Annotated in this window: 18 protein-coding genes and 1 other RNA gene; 10 read left to right on the top strand and 9 right to left on the bottom strand. The window is 62.1% G+C overall.

Annotated features, from left to right (window positions below):
* Positions 1 to 17: 17 nt before the first annotated feature.
* Both LVY71_RS11270 and fabG read right to left on the bottom strand, forming a co-directional pair.
* Positions 18 to 257, bottom strand: a complete 240-nt coding sequence (locus LVY71_RS11270; RefSeq protein WP_006020277.1) for an acyl carrier protein — start codon at positions 255 to 257, stop codon at positions 18 to 20.
* Positions 258 to 558: 301 nt separating this feature from the next.
* Positions 559 to 1,296: a 3-oxoacyl-[acyl-carrier-protein] reductase gene (fabG, locus tag LVY71_RS11265; protein ID WP_235099846.1), complete on the bottom strand. Its 738-nt coding sequence runs from the start codon at positions 1,294 to 1,296 to the stop codon at positions 559 to 561.
* A gap of 177 nt (positions 1,297 to 1,473) precedes the next feature.
* On the opposite strand from fabG, the gene eat reads away from it, so the two are divergent.
* The 3 genes from eat to eutC are packed head-to-tail and all read left to right on the top strand — an operon-like array spanning position 1,474 to position 5,109.
* Entirely contained in the window at positions 1,474 to 2,886 is a 1,413-nt protein-coding gene (eat, locus tag LVY71_RS11260; protein WP_235099845.1) for an ethanolamine permease, read from the top strand.
* A 28-nt stretch (positions 2,887 to 2,914) separates the two neighbouring features.
* A complete protein-coding gene (locus tag LVY71_RS11255; RefSeq protein ID WP_235099844.1) occupies positions 2,915 to 4,309 on the top strand; it encodes an ethanolamine ammonia-lyase subunit EutB in 1,395 nt (464 codons plus the stop codon).
* The gene (gene eutC, locus LVY71_RS11250; protein WP_235099843.1) at positions 4,306 to 5,109 is read left to right on the top strand and encodes an ethanolamine ammonia-lyase subunit EutC; all 804 of its coding nucleotides are present in this window, start codon (positions 4,306 to 4,308) and stop codon (positions 5,107 to 5,109) included. Before LVY71_RS11255 ends, eutC begins: the two co-directional genes overlap by 4 nt.
* A gap of 59 nt (positions 5,110 to 5,168) precedes the next feature.
* On the opposite strand, the gene LVY71_RS11245 is transcribed toward eutC, so the two are convergent.
* Together LVY71_RS11245 and LVY71_RS11240 are read right to left on the bottom strand one after the other, a co-directional pair.
* Positions 5,169 to 5,384 carry a hypothetical protein gene (locus tag LVY71_RS11245; protein ID WP_235099842.1) on the bottom strand — a complete coding sequence of 72 codons (216 nt, stop codon included), beginning with the start codon at positions 5,382 to 5,384 and terminating at the stop codon, positions 5,169 to 5,171.
* A gap of 12 nt (positions 5,385 to 5,396) precedes the next feature.
* On the bottom strand, positions 5,397 to 5,909 hold the full coding sequence (locus LVY71_RS11240; RefSeq protein ID WP_235099841.1) for a YciE/YciF ferroxidase family protein: 513 nt from the start codon (positions 5,907 to 5,909) through the stop codon (positions 5,397 to 5,399).
* 204 nt (positions 5,910 to 6,113) lie between these two features.
* Here LVY71_RS11240 and LVY71_RS11235 point away from each other — a divergent pair, with 204 nt between their 5' ends.
* Positions 6,114 to 6,965: a hypothetical protein gene (locus LVY71_RS11235; protein ID WP_235099840.1), complete on the top strand. Its 852-nt coding sequence runs from the start codon at positions 6,114 to 6,116 to the stop codon at positions 6,963 to 6,965.
* Between the two features lie 129 nt (positions 6,966 to 7,094).
* On the opposite strand, the gene ssrA is transcribed toward LVY71_RS11235, so the two are convergent.
* Together ssrA and fabD are read right to left on the bottom strand one after the other, a co-directional pair.
* Positions 7,095 to 7,419: a transfer-messenger RNA gene (gene ssrA / locus LVY71_RS11230) on the bottom strand.
* A 48-nt stretch (positions 7,420 to 7,467) separates the two neighbouring features.
* Positions 7,468 to 8,421, bottom strand: a complete 954-nt coding sequence (gene fabD, locus LVY71_RS11225) for an ACP S-malonyltransferase (protein WP_235099839.1) — start codon at positions 8,419 to 8,421, stop codon at positions 7,468 to 7,470.
* A gap of 358 nt (positions 8,422 to 8,779) precedes the next feature.
* On the opposite strand from fabD, the gene LVY71_RS11220 reads away from it, so the two are divergent.
* From LVY71_RS11220 to rplI, 5 genes are all read left to right on the top strand, one after another.
* Complete coding sequence (locus LVY71_RS11220) at positions 8,780 to 8,974, top strand: hypothetical protein (protein ID WP_235099838.1); 195 nt, start codon at positions 8,780 to 8,782, stop codon at positions 8,972 to 8,974.
* Positions 8,975 to 9,268: 294 nt separating this feature from the next.
* The gene (gene rpsF / locus LVY71_RS11215) at positions 9,269 to 9,745 is read left to right on the top strand and encodes a 30S ribosomal protein S6 (RefSeq protein ID WP_235099837.1); all 477 of its coding nucleotides are present in this window, start codon (positions 9,269 to 9,271) and stop codon (positions 9,743 to 9,745) included.
* A 5-nt stretch (positions 9,746 to 9,750) separates the two neighbouring features.
* Complete coding sequence (gene rpsR, locus LVY71_RS11210) at positions 9,751 to 9,990, top strand: 30S ribosomal protein S18 (RefSeq protein ID WP_235099836.1); 240 nt, start codon at positions 9,751 to 9,753, stop codon at positions 9,988 to 9,990.
* Positions 9,991 to 10,127: 137 nt separating this feature from the next.
* Entirely contained in the window at positions 10,128 to 11,090 is a 963-nt protein-coding gene (locus LVY71_RS11205) for a DUF2232 domain-containing protein (RefSeq protein WP_235099835.1), read from the top strand.
* A gap of 54 nt (positions 11,091 to 11,144) precedes the next feature.
* Complete coding sequence (rplI, locus tag LVY71_RS11200; RefSeq protein ID WP_235099834.1) at positions 11,145 to 11,744, top strand: 50S ribosomal protein L9; 600 nt, start codon at positions 11,145 to 11,147, stop codon at positions 11,742 to 11,744.
* A 127-nt stretch (positions 11,745 to 11,871) separates the two neighbouring features.
* On the opposite strand, the gene LVY71_RS11195 is transcribed toward rplI, so the two are convergent.
* The 3 genes from LVY71_RS11195 to LVY71_RS11185 all read right to left on the bottom strand — a co-directional run bounded on the left by LVY71_RS11195 (position 11,872) and on the right by LVY71_RS11185 (position 13,892).
* Positions 11,872 to 12,336, bottom strand: coding sequence for a PaaI family thioesterase (locus LVY71_RS11195; protein ID WP_235099833.1), 465 nt, complete (start codon positions 12,334 to 12,336; stop codon positions 11,872 to 11,874).
* Entirely contained in the window at positions 12,336 to 12,920 is a 585-nt protein-coding gene (locus tag LVY71_RS11190; protein ID WP_235100089.1) for a TetR/AcrR family transcriptional regulator, read from the bottom strand. Before LVY71_RS11190 ends, LVY71_RS11195 begins: the two co-directional genes overlap by 1 nt.
* Positions 12,921 to 13,016: 96 nt before the next feature.
* Positions 13,017 to 13,892 (bottom strand): hypothetical protein, encoded by an 876-nt coding sequence (locus LVY71_RS11185; RefSeq protein WP_235099832.1) that lies wholly within the window; start codon positions 13,890 to 13,892, stop codon positions 13,017 to 13,019.
* Between the two features lie 290 nt (positions 13,893 to 14,182).
* Between LVY71_RS11185 and LVY71_RS11180 the strand changes: the two genes are divergently transcribed.
* Positions 14,183 to 15,442 (top strand): cyclopropane fatty acid synthase, encoded by a 1,260-nt coding sequence (locus tag LVY71_RS11180; RefSeq protein WP_235099831.1) that lies wholly within the window; start codon positions 14,183 to 14,185, stop codon positions 15,440 to 15,442.
* The last annotated feature ends 80 nt before the right edge of the window (positions 15,443 to 15,522 follow it).

Raw genomic sequence — 15,522 nt, 5'->3', positions numbered from 1 at the left:
GTGGCTGCGCGTTGGCGTCAGCTCTTTGCGTTCTTTTCGAGGAACTTTGTGGCGTCGCCCACAGTGAGGATGGTTTCCGCAGCGTCGTCGGGAATTTCGCAACCGAATTCTTCTTCGAACGCCATCACGAGTTCGACCGTATCGAGGCTGTCGGCGCCGAGATCGTCGATGAAACTTGCAGCATCGACCACCTTCTCGGGTTCAACACCAAGGTGCTCGACCACAATCTTCTTAACTCGCTCGCCAATCTCACTCATCGTTTAACCTCGTGCTTGTTCCATTAAACTCGACCGCAAAACGATACGAGCCCCTCGCGGTGCGAAAAATTGCGAATTCGTGCCGTCCGTACCACGCGTTCCCACACTCCCGCCAGTGGAGCGAGATTGCCGAAAACGGCGGCTAGCGCCGCAACGGCAATATACGGGGTTTGGCGATCCTGCAATGGCGTTTTCCCCAACCGATTGCCGTTCGGTTACCATACTTCCCGGGAGTTGACCACACGGCCCCGGCCTCCGTCCAGCAGCCTTCCCGCTTGACAAAAAACCTGCGGAATCAGGCTCAAATCATGGCCATGCCGCCGTTGACATGGATGGTCTGGCCGGTCACGTAGGCCGCCTCGTTGGAGGCGAGGTAAACGGCTGCCGCGGCGATGTCGTCGGGTGTTCCGAGCCGCCCGGCCGGCACCTTGGCGAGAACCCCCTCGCGCTGCTTTTCATTCAGAACGTCGGTCATCGGCGTTGCGATGAAGCCGGGTGCGATGCAATTGGCTGTCACATTGCGGCGGGCGTATTCCGCCGCCACCGATTTCATCATTCCGATCAGTCCGGCCTTCGAGGCGGCATAGTTGCCCTGCCCCGCGTTGCCGGTGACGCCGACCACCGAGGTAATCGCGATGATTCGTCCGAACCGCTTGCGCATCATCAATTTGGTCGCTGCGCGCGCAAGACGGAAGGTCGCCGTCAGGTTGACCCGGATGACGTCGTCAAAATCCTCATCGCGCAATTGCACGAAAAGATTGTCGCGGGTGATGCCGGCGTTGGCGACGAGAATGTCGAGCTGACCCATTGCCTTTTCGGCGGCGGGAACCAGCGCTTCGACTTCGGCCATGTCGGACAGATTGCACGGCAGCACATGCACGCGGTCTTTCAGTTCGCCGGCCAGTGTGTCGAGCGCTTCACGCCGCGTGCCGGAGATCGCAACAGTCGCACCTTGCGTATGCAGCGCGCGCGCGATCGCGCCACCGATGCCTCCGGTCGCGCCGGTGACGAGTGCGGTCCTGCCAGTCAAATCAAACATGTCGCCCCCTTGGAATTGTCCCAAGTCAATTGGTGCACCGTTTGCCGCAAGAAAACGCCGCTCGTCAATGACTTCTGCCTAAACTCTTGTCACAAAACGGCCCTCTTTGACCGCGCTTCCGCGGTCTCATGGCACCTCCCTTGCATATTTCCCTGCATCGCAACGGAGGACACACCGATGGCACCGACCCAAGTCCCGTCACATTCCGCCGGCCTGCAGAAAGTGCTTGGCCCGTTTCAGCTCTGGGGCATCGCCGTGGGGCTTGTGATCTCCGGAGAATATTTCGGCTGGAGCTACGGCTGGAATACAGCTGGCACGCTGGGTTTTCTGGTCGCCACCGTGCTGGTCGCCACTATGTACACCACTTTCATCTTCAGCTTCACCGAACTGTCGACCGCCATTCCCCATGCCGGCGGTCCGTTCGCCTATGCGCGGCGCGCCTTTGGACCGACCGGTGGGTTCATTGCCGGCTTTGCCACTTTGGTTGAGTTCGTTTTCGCGCCGCCTGCGATTTCTCTCGCCATCGGCGCTTATCTCAATGTGCAATTTCCGGGCATCAACCCGAAATGGTTCGCGCTGAGCGCCTATGTCATCTTCATCGCGCTGAACTGGATCGGCGTCGGCATCGCCGCTGCCTTCGAACTGTTCGTTACGGTGCTGGCAATCGCTGAACTACTGGTTTTCATGGGCGTGGTTGCACCCGGATGGTCGATGGCAAATTTTGTCGCCAACGGCTGGGCCGGCGGCAACACGTTCAACGGTGCCGCGATTTCCGGCATCTTTGCATCGATTCCGTTCGCGATCTGGTTCTTCCTCGCCATCGAGGGCGCTGCGATGGCCGCCGAAGAAGCCAAGGAGCCGCAGAAGACAATTCCGATCGCTTACGTGGCAGGCATTCTCACGCTGGTGCTGCTGGCCTTCGGCGTCATGATCTTTGCCGGCGGTGTCGGCGACTGGAGCAAGCTCGCCAACATCAACGATCCCTTGCCGCAGGCAATGAAAGTCGTCGTCGGAGAAAACAGCGGCTGGCTGCACATGCTGGTGTGGATCGGCCTGTTCGGGCTGATCGCCTCGTTCCACGGCATCATCATGGGCTATTCACGCCAGATCTTCGCTCTGGCGCGCGCCGGCTATCTCCCCAAAACATTCGCCGCGCTCAGCCCGCGCTTCAACACCCCGCACCGCGCCCTGCTGGCGGGCGGCGCGGTCGGCCTCATCGCGATCTTCAGCGACGAATGGGTGCAGTTCGGCGGACAGACGCTCACCGCCAACATCGTGACCATGTCGGTGTTCGGGGCGATCATCATGTACCTGATCTCGATGGCCGCGTTGTTCAAACTGCGACAGAGTGAACCCAACCTGGTCCGCACCTATCGCGCGCCGTTCTATCCCGCGTTCCCGGCCATCGCATTCGGACTTGGACTGGTTTGCCTGTTCGCGATGGTGTGGTTCAATGCTATGCTGACGCTGCTGTTCCTCGTGCTGATGGGGCTGGCCTATGCCTACTTCAGACTGACGGCCGGCCAGCGCGACTCGGCAGCGCCCGACGAGATGCTGTCCGTCACGGCGAACTCTGTGCCGGCGGAATAAGGCTTGTCACTATACGAGGTGGAAACCGTTGCGCTATCGTACCGCCATCGACCAGCAACTGTTCGCCTTCGATAACCTGAAGCAGGTGATGGCTTATGCCAGCCCTGCGCGTTCGGGCGATTATCTTGCAGGCATCGGCGCTGCCACCGCGCAGGAACGGATGGCGGCGCGTCATGTCCTTGCGGAAACCCCGCTCAAGCAGTTCCTCACCGAGGCGCTGATACCTTACGAAGACGACAACATCACCCGCCTCATCATCGACAGCCACGATGCGAAGGCGTTCGCGCCGGTGTCGCACATGACCGTCGGGGACTTCCGTAACTGGCTACTGTCCGAACAAGCCACCACCGAAGCGCTGGCGGCCCTGGCGCGTGGCCTCACCCCGGAAATGGTCGCGGCCGTCTCCAAGATCATGCGCAATCAGGATTTGATCGCAGTCGCGCGCAAGGTCCGTGTCATTACCCGCTTTCGCGATACCATCGGGCTTGAGGGCCATCTGTCGGTGCGGTTGCAACCCAACCATCCCACCGACGACCTGCGAGGCGTGGCGGCATCGACGCTGGACGGCTTGCTGATGGGCTCCGGCGACGCGGTGATCGGACTCAATCCCGCATCCGACAGCATGCCTGTGCTCCGCGATCTCTTGCACATGCTGGATGAAGTGATCCAGCACTTCGCGATTCCGACCCAGAGTTGCGTGCTGACTCACGTTACCAACACCGTGAAACTCGCCGAGGTCGGCGCGCCGGTCGATCTCGTGTTTCAGTCGATCGGCGGGACCGAGAAGACCAACCGCTCCTTCGGCGTCACACCGGAAATCCTCGACGAGGCGCGCGACGCGGCACTGTCGTTAAAGCGGGGCACCGTCGGCGACAACGTGATGTATTTCGAAACCGGACAAGGCAGCGCACTTTCCGCCGACGCCAACTTCGGAGTCGATCAGCAGACCTGCGAGGCGCGGGCCTATGCGCTGGCGCGACGCTACAAGCCGTTGCTCGTCAATACCGTGGTCGGCTTCATCGGTCCCGAATATCTCTACGACGGCAAGCAGATCATCCGCGCCGGTCTGGAAGATCATTTCTGCGGCAAGCTGCTCGGCCTGCCACTCGGCTGCGATATTTGCTACACCAATCATGCCGAAGCCGATCAGGACGACATGGATACGCTGCTGGTGCTGCTCGGCACCGCCGGCATTAGCTTCATCATGGGCATTCCCGGCGCGGACGACGTGATGCTCAACTATCAGAGCACGTCGTTTCACGATGCCCTCTTCCTGCGCGAGACGCTGGGCCTGAAACGCGCACCGGAATTCGAGGCGTGGCTGCAACGCATGCAGATCACCGACGCCGACGGACGGTTGCGTCCACCCTCGCCCAATGCACTGCTCGGCGGCATGGGCCAGCTCAAGTCGCTGGTTGCATGACGGACAAGAACGTCACAGAGAGCGCTTCCGTAACAGAAAGTCCCTGGGCCGAGTGGCGCAGAGTGACGCCGGCGCGGCTTGCGCTCGGCCGCGCGGGCGCCGGCATGCCGACCGACGAGGTGCTGCGCTTCGGCTGGGCCCATGCGATGGCGCGTGACGCGATTCATGCGGCGCTCGACGTGCCGAAGCTGGAATCCGGCTTGCGTGAACAAGGATGGAACGTCGCGCATACCCACAGCCATGCGCCGGATCGCATCACCTATCTGCGGCGGCCCGATTTGGGCCGCGTGCTCGACCCGCACGAAGCTGCGAAGCTGCGCGTGCTGGATGTCGCGGCCGGGGGGATCTGCATCGTCATCGGCGACGGCTTGTCGTCGCTCGCGGTCGATCGCCATGCCGCACCATTGCTCGCCGCTCTCAAGCCCCTCATGAGGGAAGAACTCACAGGCTCGCCCGTGATCATCGCCACGCAGGCGCGGGTGGCGCTCGCGGATGAAGTCGCCGGTCTGCTGAACGCGAAGCTCTCGATCATGCTGATCGGCGAGCGTCCCGGACTCAGCTCGCCGGACAGCCTGGGCATCTACATCACCCATGCGCCGTTCAAGGGGCGCAACGATGCCGACCGCAACTGCATCTCCAATGTGCGGCCGGAAGGGCTGAGCTACGCAGCCGCCGCGTTCAAGCTGGCGTGGCTGGTGCGCCAGGCGCTGCAACGCGGATTGACCGGCGTGGACCTGAAGGACGAGAGCGATCTGGTCCTGCTGACAGGAAAAACGCAACCGGCCGTCACAAACGGTTAGAAACGCGCCGCCCGATCAGGCGACGCGTTAAGTGAGAAGCGATGACGCGATGTGGCGCACTAGCGAAACAGCGCGACAACCTTGTCCCACAGCGATCCGTTTCCATCACCGTCGTGGATCGAAGGCGAAGGCTGAACTTCGGAGACAGGATCCGACGCCGGGAACGTATCCATTAGCCCGCTTTCCAGCCTCGCATGCGTCTCCCTGTCGGCTTTGAGCGCATGCTCTGGATCGGCGGCATGGATGTCGACAGGAGCCGGATCGAACTTTGCCATCTTGAGCCTCCTTCAAGCCGCGGTTGCCTTGGTATTCACGCCCTTGCGAAGTGCGACGGTGTTCAGCTTGGTGTTGGCCGCCTTTTCCTCATTCAGGTTGGTTGTGAGAAAGCGCACGATCTCGTCGTGCCCCAACGACTCCGCCCACGCGATCAAGGTGCCGTAACGAGCGATCTCATAATGCTCGACGGCCTGACAGTTGGCGACGATAGCCGCATCCAGCACGGCCTTGTCTTCGATCTCGCCCGCCGTTTCGTCGGCTTCTTTGATGATGCCGTCGATCGCCGGACAGGTCGTCCCCTTCGGCTCCTGACCGAGCTTCGCGAACACTTTGTTCAGGCGGTCGATCTGGCTGTTGGTTTCCGCAAGATGGTTCTTGAGACCCGTCTTCAAATCGGCGTTCGTCGCCTTGTCGATCATCTTCGGCAACGCCTTGGTGATCTGCTGCTCGGCGTAGAAGATATCCTGCAATCCATGCAGCAGGAGGTCATCAAACGTCTTGATGTCTTTTGTAAAAATACCCATAGCGCTCTCCTTTTGTTGTCCGGCGAGAACGTCACGGCCGCAGGATTGTTCCTCTCGCAAGTGAATTCGATTGCAGTCCGGAGAGGAGCAGAGTGAGACGCTTACTCAAACATCTCAGCGGCGTTCGATCCGAAGAAAATATTTCCGGAACTCTGGCTGCGCTGCGCGCTTGGTGTGCACCTCAAAAATGCCGGGAGCACGACCATGGAAAAAACAATCGATCTGCGAACATCCGTTACCGAACTTCCGGCGTCTGGCGTGTCCTGGGCGGCAATCACAGCAGGCGCACTCGCCGCTCTTGCATTGACCCTGGTGCTCTTGTGGTTCGGGACCGGGATGGGATTCAGCGTCGTCTCCCCCTGGAGCGACTCCGGCGTCTCAGCCACAACCTTCAAGATCGGAACCGGACTTTATCTGGTCGTTGTCGCGATGATTTCTTCCGCCGTAGGCGGTCATATCGCGGGGCGACTGCGCACCCAATGGTACGGGCTTCACAGCAACGAGGTTTACTTCCGCGATACCGCGCAAGGGTTTCTCGCCTGGGCACTGGCATCGGTGATTGGCGCACTGTTGCTAGCCTCTGCGGCGACCACCATCATCGGCAGCACCGCCGGCGGTCTTTCACAGGGGGCCAGTGCTGCGGCCAGCCAATCCTCCGGAGCCATGAGCGGTTATGTCGACCAGTTGCTGCGCCCTGATCCGGCGGCTGCAACAGGACCCGCAGGCGACGGCACCGAGACCCATTCAGAACTGACACGGCTGCTCACGTCGAGCTTTCAAACCGAACGCGACCTGAAGCCTGCCGATCGCATTTATGTCGCTCAGGTGGTGGCACGCCGCACTGGCCTTAGCCAGGCAGACGCGGAGAAGCGCGTCAACGAAGTGCTCACGCAGGCCAAGACCGATCTGGACAAGGCGCGCAAGGCCGCAGCACAGCTCGCGTTCTGGATGGCCGCCTCCCTGCTCGTCGGCGCGTTTTCGGCGAGCATCGCAGCCGCCGAGGCCGGAGCATTCCGTGATCGCAACTGGGGCACCGTCCCCTTCAGGAAGGAGTAACGCTCATGCCGATTCTGTTATGGCTGCTTGGAATCCCGCTGCCGCTCATTCTGCTGATCATCTTGCTCCGCTAGTGACGATCGTCGGAACACGCGCCAAAATAAAAGCCGCGCCACCCGAGGGTGACGCGGCCATGGCCGTTCTGTTGCTAGGTGGACCTACCCCGAATGGTTACGCCGCGAGGCGCACTTCATTCATGCGAACGTTATCGTTTGCATTTAGGTTTTGACCCGATAACGGCGGTATCATGCCGAGCACACTTCAAAGCTTCTTCACGGCCATCGAACCTATTTCGCCCCCATCAGAAACGGTTATGAGCCTTTAAAGCTCTAACCGCTTCTGGTGGAGGCGCCGGGGTACTGCCCCCCGGGTCTGCCCGTAGTCCGCCCTGAGATTCAGCGCCATCGTCTTGCGACATCACCAATATAAGCGAGATTTCCCGCTTTGTAAGGTGCAAAACGAGCCCGTGTTGGCGGCGAAAAGCCGCCACAGCATCCGGAACTTATCTTGCTGCGGCAAGCGCAGCTTTGGCGGCTTCGATGTCGCCCGGACCTCCGACAGCGACACCGACCGCACCGTCGGCGATCCGCTTGACGAGACCGCTGAGGACCTTGCCCGCCCCGATCTCGAGGAAATGCGTCACGCCGTTTGAGGCCATGTACGCGACGCTTTCACGCCAGCGCACAGTGCCCGTCACCTGCTCCACCAGCCGCTTGCGGATTTCATCCGGGTCGGTGATCGCGGACGCCAGCACGTTGGAGACCAGCGGCGCTTTCGGCCTGTTGATAGTGACGCCACCGAGCGCTTGCGCCATCGCGTCGGCGGCGGGCTGCATCAGGCGGCAGTGGAACGGCGCGGATACGGGAAGAAGCATGGCACGCTTGGCACCCTTGGCCTTGGCGATTTCGGTTGCGCGTTCGACGGCCGCCTTGTCGCCGGACACCACCACCTGTCCGCCGCCGTTATCGTTGGCGGCCTGACAAACCTGTCCTTGGGCGGCTTCCTCGGCCACCGCAACCGCGGCCTCGTAATCGAGACCGAGCAGCGCAGCCATCGCGCCGACGCCGACCGGCACGGCCTTCTGCATGGCGAGACCACGCGTGCGCAGCAGCTTCGCCGTGTCATGAATCGAGAAACTGCCCGCCGCCGCCAACGCGGAATACTCACCGAGCGAATGACCGGCGACAAACGCCGCATCGCGCGCGATGTCGACACCTGCTTCGGCTTCCAGCACGCGCAGCGTCGCCAGCGACACCGCCATCAGCGCCGGCTGCGCGTTCTCTGTAAGTTGCAGCGTTTCCGCAGGACCGTCCCAGATGATCGCCGTTAGCTTCTCGCCGAGCGCCGCATCGACCTCGTCGAACACAGCCCTGGCCGCCGGAAATGCATCGGCGAGTGCCTTGCCCATGCCGACGGTCTGGGAGCCTTGTCCCGGAAAAGTGAATGCTGCTGTCATGGAAAGTCCCCAAAAATGATGGGCCGTAAGACACCGGCAGGGCCGCGGGTGTCAAGTCGCGCCGCGGTAACGGCGGAAACGACGTTGTGTGGCTGCCTGCCAGCGGAACCCGGCGAGGCGGCGCGCGTTGGTTACGGGGCGCGCTCTCATGGAGGGCTCAAATGGAAACCCCGCGCAAACCTGAAACCCTGGCGCTAGCGCCGGTCTTGATCTTCGCTGCCGTTCTCCTTTCGGTGTTCGGCGCAGCACTGGTGACAGCATTTGACACTAACCCAACGGTGGTCGCCGCTACGGACAAGGCCCCCCCTGGAACAACGGGCCTCGCAAGGCCACATCCGACATCGGAGCGGCGCTGAACATGAACGAGAATATGGATGACCAGGTTGGTGGCAGGCGTGCTTACAACAAGTTCCTTTGGGGAGCGGCCATCGGGGTGATCATTCTGGGCGGAGCCTTGGTCTATTCGAGCCAGCAAATGGACGTCGGAAGGGTCATTCCGATCGCGGGACCCGCCGACAATGCCGGAGCGCCGAGGCCGTCCGACATCAAATAGGTCCCCATACCGCTGCCGCAGGGCTGAAAGCTTCAGCAAACGGCTATTCCACGCCCAAATCAGCCCTGTTTTGCCTTGCAAACAGAGCTGGAATCCTTATAACCGCGCCATCCGTGGATCCCGGCCGGGAGCTGAACGGACGGTCTCAGCAATATCACCTCTGGCGATTTTGATGTGACAGGGCCAGTCGGTCCGTCGTCCCGTGCTTCCGCCTTCTGAGCAATATCGAGTCCTTTCCGAAGGGTCTCGAAGGGCTTGCCGCCAGGAACCGCGCTAACATTGGAAAGGACTCCCATGCCTCTTTACGAGCATGTATTTCTCGCGCGTCAGGATGCGAGCGCCCAGCAGGTCGAGGAATTCACCACGCAGATTACCGGCGTGATCGAAGGTCTCGGCGGCAAGGTCACCAAGACCGAGAACTGGGGCGTGCGCTCCCTCACCTACCGCATGAACAAGAACCGCAAGGCGCATTTCATGCTGCTGAATATCGACGGCCCCGCAGCGGTGGTCGCCGAGATCGAGCGGCAGGAACGCATCAGCGAAGACATCATCCGTTACATCACCGTTCGCGTCGACGAACTTGAGGAAGGTCCCTCCGCGATGATGCGCAAGTCCGAGCGCGACCGCGACGAGCGCGGTGGCGGCGGTTTCCGCGGCGATCGTGAAGGCGGCGGCTTCCGTGGCGGCGACCGCGATGGCGGTGGTTTCCGTGGGGACCGTGGTCCGCGCCGTCCGCGTGACGAAGATGCAACCGCAGCAGTTGAGGAGTAAGAACCATGGCTGAAGCAGGTGCACGCCGTCCGTTTTTCCGCCGCCGCAAGACGTGCCCGTTCACGGGTCCGAACGCGCCGAAGATTGACTACAAGGATTCCAAGCTGCTGATGCGTTACGTGTCCGAGCGCGGCAAGATCGTGCCGAGCCGCATCACTGCCGTGTCCGCGCTGAAGCAGCGTGAACTCGCCCGCGCCATCAAGCGCTCGCGGTTCCTCGGTCTGCTGCCTTACGTGATCCGCTAAAAATCATTGCGAGCGCGCGAACATCGCGCGCTCGCAATTCTCTCGACGTTTTATTTTCATAACACTGCGGGGTCGTCCCACGGTGGATGGTTGGGGTTCACAGAACCTCTAACCGCTCGAAAGGAGCGGGACAGCTGATGATGACGGGCATCCTCATAGCACTGGCGGCCGGCCTCGCGTCGGCGACGATGTTCGCCTCGATCATTTCGGGCGCGCTGATGTCGCTTGTGCTGTTTTACCTCGCTCCGCTGCCCCTGATGGTTGCGGCGCTGGGCTGGGGATCGGCCACCGCGCTGATTGGCGGCGTCATCGCGGCGCTGGGTCTCGGCTTCATCTTCGGCTTTCCCTACACGGCAGCTTTCGCGCTGACGGTCGCACTGCCGGCCTGGTGGCTCGGACACCTCACGCTTCTGGCGCGCCCGGTCTCGAGCGACCCGCAGCTCGCCAATCTTTCGCCGGCGCTCGATTGGTATCCGACCGGACGCATTCTGGCCTGGACGGCGCTCTTCGCCAGCATCACCACGATCAGCGCGCTGCTAACGCTCGGCACCGACGCCGATACGATCACCGGGGCGCTGCGCCGCGGCCTGCTCCGCATCATGGGCACGCGCGGAGCGCCTTCGGGCGAAGCCGACCGCGTGGTCGATGCGCTGGTTGCGATCGCGCCGGGTGCGGCCACCATCATCGCGATGATGACGCTGACGCTCAACCTGTGGCTCGCCGCGAAAATCACCACCACGTCCGGACTGATGAAACGGCCGTGGCCCGATCTGCGCACCACAACGTTGCCCGGAATGATTCTGATCGCGCTGCTGGTCGCCGTCGTGCTTTGCTTCGTTGGCGGACTGCTGGCGATGGTGGCCCAGATCGTGAGCAGCGCGCTGCTGATGGCCTACGCCGTCACCGGTTTCGCGGTGCTTCATACGGTGACGCAGGCCTTCTCCGGCCGGGCCTTCGTGCTCGGCGCGGCCTATGCCGCGACGCTGTTCATCGGCTGGCCGCTGCTCGGCATGATCAGCCTCGGTCTCGCCGATGCAGTGTTCGGAATTCGACAAGCCTACTGGACCCGGCGCGGGCCACCGCCCATGCCGACGACCTGACATTCACCTCAAACCCAAACTTCAACTCAAACGACAGACGAACGGAGAATTCAAATGGAAGTCATTCTGCTGGAACGCGTGGCCAAGCTCGGCCAGATGGGCGATGTGGTCAAAGTGAAGGACGGGTTCGCCCGCAACTTCCTGCTCAAGCGCAACAAGGCGCTGCGCGCGACCAAGGACAACCGCGAGAAGTACGATGGCATGAAGGCCGAGCTCGAGGCCAAGAACATCCAGGCCAAGGGCGAAGCGACCAAGGTCGCCGAGAAGATCGACGGCCGCAACGTCATCGTCATCCGTCAGGCGTCGGAAACTGGTCAGCTTTACGGTTCAGTGTCGGTGCGTGACATCATGGCGGCGCTGGAGAAGGACGGCGTTGCGCTCAACCGCCAGCAGGTGCTTCTCGACGCCCCTATCAAGACCATCGGCCAGCACAAGATCACCGTCGCGGTGCATCCGGAAGTCGAAGTCCATGTGACGACAACGGTGGCGCGCTCCGAGGCGGAAGCCGAGCGCATCAACCGCGGCGAAGACGTCAACAGCCGTCAGGAAGATCGCGATGCGGCTGCCGAAGCCATCGCCGCTGCCGGCGAATTCTTCGATCCGGAAGCCCAGCAGGACGATGCGGAGCAGCCGGCTGCCACCGAAGAGAAGTAAGAGTTCGGCGCCAGCCGATCAGACTTCGAATAAAAGCAAGCCCGGTCTCAATGAGACCGGGCTTTTGTTTGTCTGGCGCATGCCGGCCTTAGCTGTTGCCGTGGCGACAGCCCTGGCGTCTGGGCTTTCAGGCCGCGTTGGTGACTCTCGGCGCGATAGCCTGATCGATCATCGCAATCGACGCCAGCGCGGTAGCGGTATGTTTCTCTACGCCGTCGATCACGCAGAATACGTCAGCCGTCACCACCGACAATTGCCGGCCCGGTTTCACAACACGCGCACGGCAGATCAGCCGGTCGCCAGTCGCTGGCGCGAGCAGGTTGAGCTTGTATTCAGCGGTCAGCACCGCCTGCCCCTTTACTGTCGCAGCAGCAATCGTCGTCGCGTTGTCGATCAGGAACGCGGTGACACCACCGTGAAAGAAGCCGTTCTGCTGCAACAGTTCCGAACGACGATCGACCGACAGCACACAACCGCCGCGCGTTAGATCTGTCACTTCTGCGCCAACATGAACCATGAACCCCTGACGCATGACATTGCTGCGAATATGGGCTGCAATCGAGGCGAATTCTGCATCGATCTCTTGAAGCATTAGCGGCCTCCGCTTGTCGTCAATGCGCGAACGGCGCATGCGATCAGCACATCCGCCTGCTCTCGCGGATCAATCGGGTCACGGCCCGACAGCCACGCGCGGCAAAAGAACTGTGCGGGTCCGATGATCTGGCTGGAAAACATAGCGGCCGTCATCGGACGCAACTCACCGCTGGCGACCAACGGGGCCCGCCAGGCTTCGATGCCCTCCATCAGCGTGGAGTTCTGGGCATGTCGCGCATCACGCACATCCTGAGCCCACTCGCTGCGGGATATCTCAAACAGAAAATTCGCCTCGCTCCGGTTGTTGACCACCCATTCCAGATGCGTGCGGATCAATCGCGCGATGCCCTCGTCTGCATCCAGCGGCGTATCGATCGCGGCGAGCATCGCGAGGTGGTAGCGCCGCAGCACGTGGAGAAACAGCGTGCCTGCGAGTTCGCGCTTGGAGTTGAAGAAGTGGAAGAAGCTGCCGTTGGACGCGCCCGCCCGTTCGCGGATCGTGGCGACCGTGGCTTTCTCGAAGCCGTCCCGGTCGAACACTTCCAGCGCCGCCGTCAGCAAACCAGTCCGCACGTCCGCCATCGCCACATCCCCCGATGTCTAGATCATTGCTCTAGAGTAATACTCTAGTCAAGACAGTCTTTGGCGGCGGAGAATGACCGCCCCGTCGCGAGGGCCTCAGTGAGAGATGGGCGGTTCCGGCTTTCCGGCCGGCGTCGGGGGAGGTCCAGCGAAGGCAGCCTTCGGTGCCGGCGGAGGTCCCATGTCGATGGTCAGCGGGCCAGAGGGAATCTCTGCCTTCGGCAACGCGACCGCGACATCAGCCGGCTTCTCGGCTTCCTTGGGCCGGCTCTCCCCTTCCTTTGGTGCCGGCGTAACGGCGGGCACCGGATCCGGGCGCGTGCCGTCGGCCTTCGGGGATTCGGTTCGGGCGGTCTCGGTCTTTGGCGAATCGGCCTTCGGTGAATCGGATTTGGACGCCTCGGTCGTAGCGGCCGCGTCCTTTGGTGTCTCGTGCCGGGCCTCGTCCTTCGGCGGCAGCCCTGCCTTACCCTTGGCGGCAAGCCGGGCCGCCCTGCGCTCGGCGGCCGCCTTCTGACGGGCAGCCAATGCGCCGTCAGGCGCACCCGCACCGGGCGGCGTGCCGCCCTGTATTCCGTCCGCGTCGGGCCGGGCAACTTCACGCGATGGCCTGCGGCCACGCTCCGCCGCTGGCTCCGATGGCGCGCCCCCGCTTTTCGCCTCTTGACCCTGCCTGGTCAGATTTCCCCCGGCGACCGGCGCATTGGCGGCACCGCTGGAGAGCACATAAGCGCTCATAGCGGCAGCCATGTCGGTGCTGGTGGTGTAGTGCTGGCGCAGGAAGCCAGGCAGCGACCCCGGCGACACGCTTTTCAGCAACCCGCGCGCGCTCTTGTGGCACAGCGAGCAGGTGCTGGAGAAAATCTGGGAGGGAGGCTTGCCGGCTTCAAGATTCTGCGCGTCTGCCGGGACCACCCCGAACCAGCCCAAAGCAAAAGCCACCGCCGCCAAAATGAGCGCTCGGCTCAACATCCAAGGTCTCCAGATATCTAGCCGGTCAAGGGCGGGACTCACGCCGCCCTGCCCTCGGCCTCGCGGTCACCTTTAGCGGATTATGACGCGAATGGAAGCACCGAGATTTTGGCATGTTCGTGAGCCTGTCGCGAGAGCAGGATGCTCACTTTTCAGGCCTCCGCCCGAAGCTCACCGGGCGAAAACGCAGATCAGGTTTACGCGGGCGGCGTATACGGCAAATTGCGATTGAAACCGGAACCGAAAATGCCCAACATTCAGAATGCTAGGGACCACATGGATCGTTGGACATGCGTTCGATGGATCGTCTGCTGCGATTTTGCCTGAGCCAGTTCATCCGGCGCGGCACGATAACTTTTACGACGTCGTCGGGAAGCACCTTCACCTGCGGCGACGGAACGGGCCAGCCCGTTTCGGTCAAATTCCTGACCGCCGAGGCCGAACGGCACCTTCTGCTCGACCCGGAACTGGCGCTCGGGGAAATCTATACCGACGGCGATTTCGTGATGGAAAAGGGCTCCATCGCCGATCTGCTTGATGTCGCGCTCGGCCAGCCGGATATGGTGCCGCGCTGGTCCAAGGTCCGGTGGTGGCTGCGCTACCTGATCCGCCACTGGCAGCAATTCAATCCCCCGGCCCGCTCCAAGCGCAACGTCGCCAGCCATTACGACCTCGACGGACGGCTCTATCGCCTCTTCCTCGACGCCGACATGCAATATAGCTGCGCCTATTTCGAAACGCCCGATTCCACGCTCGACGACGCTCAGCTTGCCAAGAAACGCCACCTCGCCGCCAAGCTGCTGGTCAAGCCGGATCAGCGCGTGCTGGATATCGGCTCAGGCTGGGGCGGCCTCGGCCTCTATCTCGCAGAGATGACCGGCGCAAAGGTCACCGGCGTGACCCTGTCCGAGGAACAGCTTGGCGTCGCCAATGCCCGCGCCGACGAATTGAACCTGACCGACCGCGCTGAATTCCGTTTGCAGGACTATCGCGCGACGCCCGGCCCGTTCGACCGCATCGTCTCGGTCGGCATGTTCGAGCATGTCGGCGTCGACTACTACGACACCTACTTCAAACGCTGCGCGGAACTGCTCACCAGCGACGGCGTGATGATGCTGCATTCCATCGGCCGCCCGGAAGGACCTGGCATCACCAACCCGTGGATCGCGAAGTATATTTTCCCAGGCGGCTATATTCCCGCGCTGTCGGAAGTCCTGCCCGCGATCGAGCGCGCGGGCCTCCTTGTGGCCGACATCGAGATTCTGCGGCTGCATTACGCCGAAACACTAAAGGCCTGGCGCGAACGCTTCCTTGCCCGGCGCGAGGAGGCAGCCAAACTCTACGACGAGCGCTTTGTCCGGATGTGGGAATTTTATCTAGCGTCGTCTGAAATGTCGTTCCGCAAGCAGAACGTCATGGTGTTCCAGATCCAGCTCACCAAAAAGCAGGACGCGGTTCCGCTCACGCGCGATTACATCGCCCTGGAAGAACAGCGGTTGCGCGGGGTTGAGGCGGCGAAACGCCCCTTGCTGCGGCTGGCGGGCGAATAGTCACGGTCAAGCTCCATCGCCTTTGCATACCGCCGCGTCCACACATCTGTGGGCGGCGTGTGTATAAGCTGACAACGTGC

It is taken from the genome of Bradyrhizobium sp. G127, assembly GCF_021502575.1.
GTDB lineage: Bacteria > Pseudomonadota > Alphaproteobacteria > Rhizobiales > Xanthobacteraceae > Afipia.
Note: the sequence above shows the minus strand (reverse complement) of the source record. Positions and strands in the feature narration are given on the sequence as shown.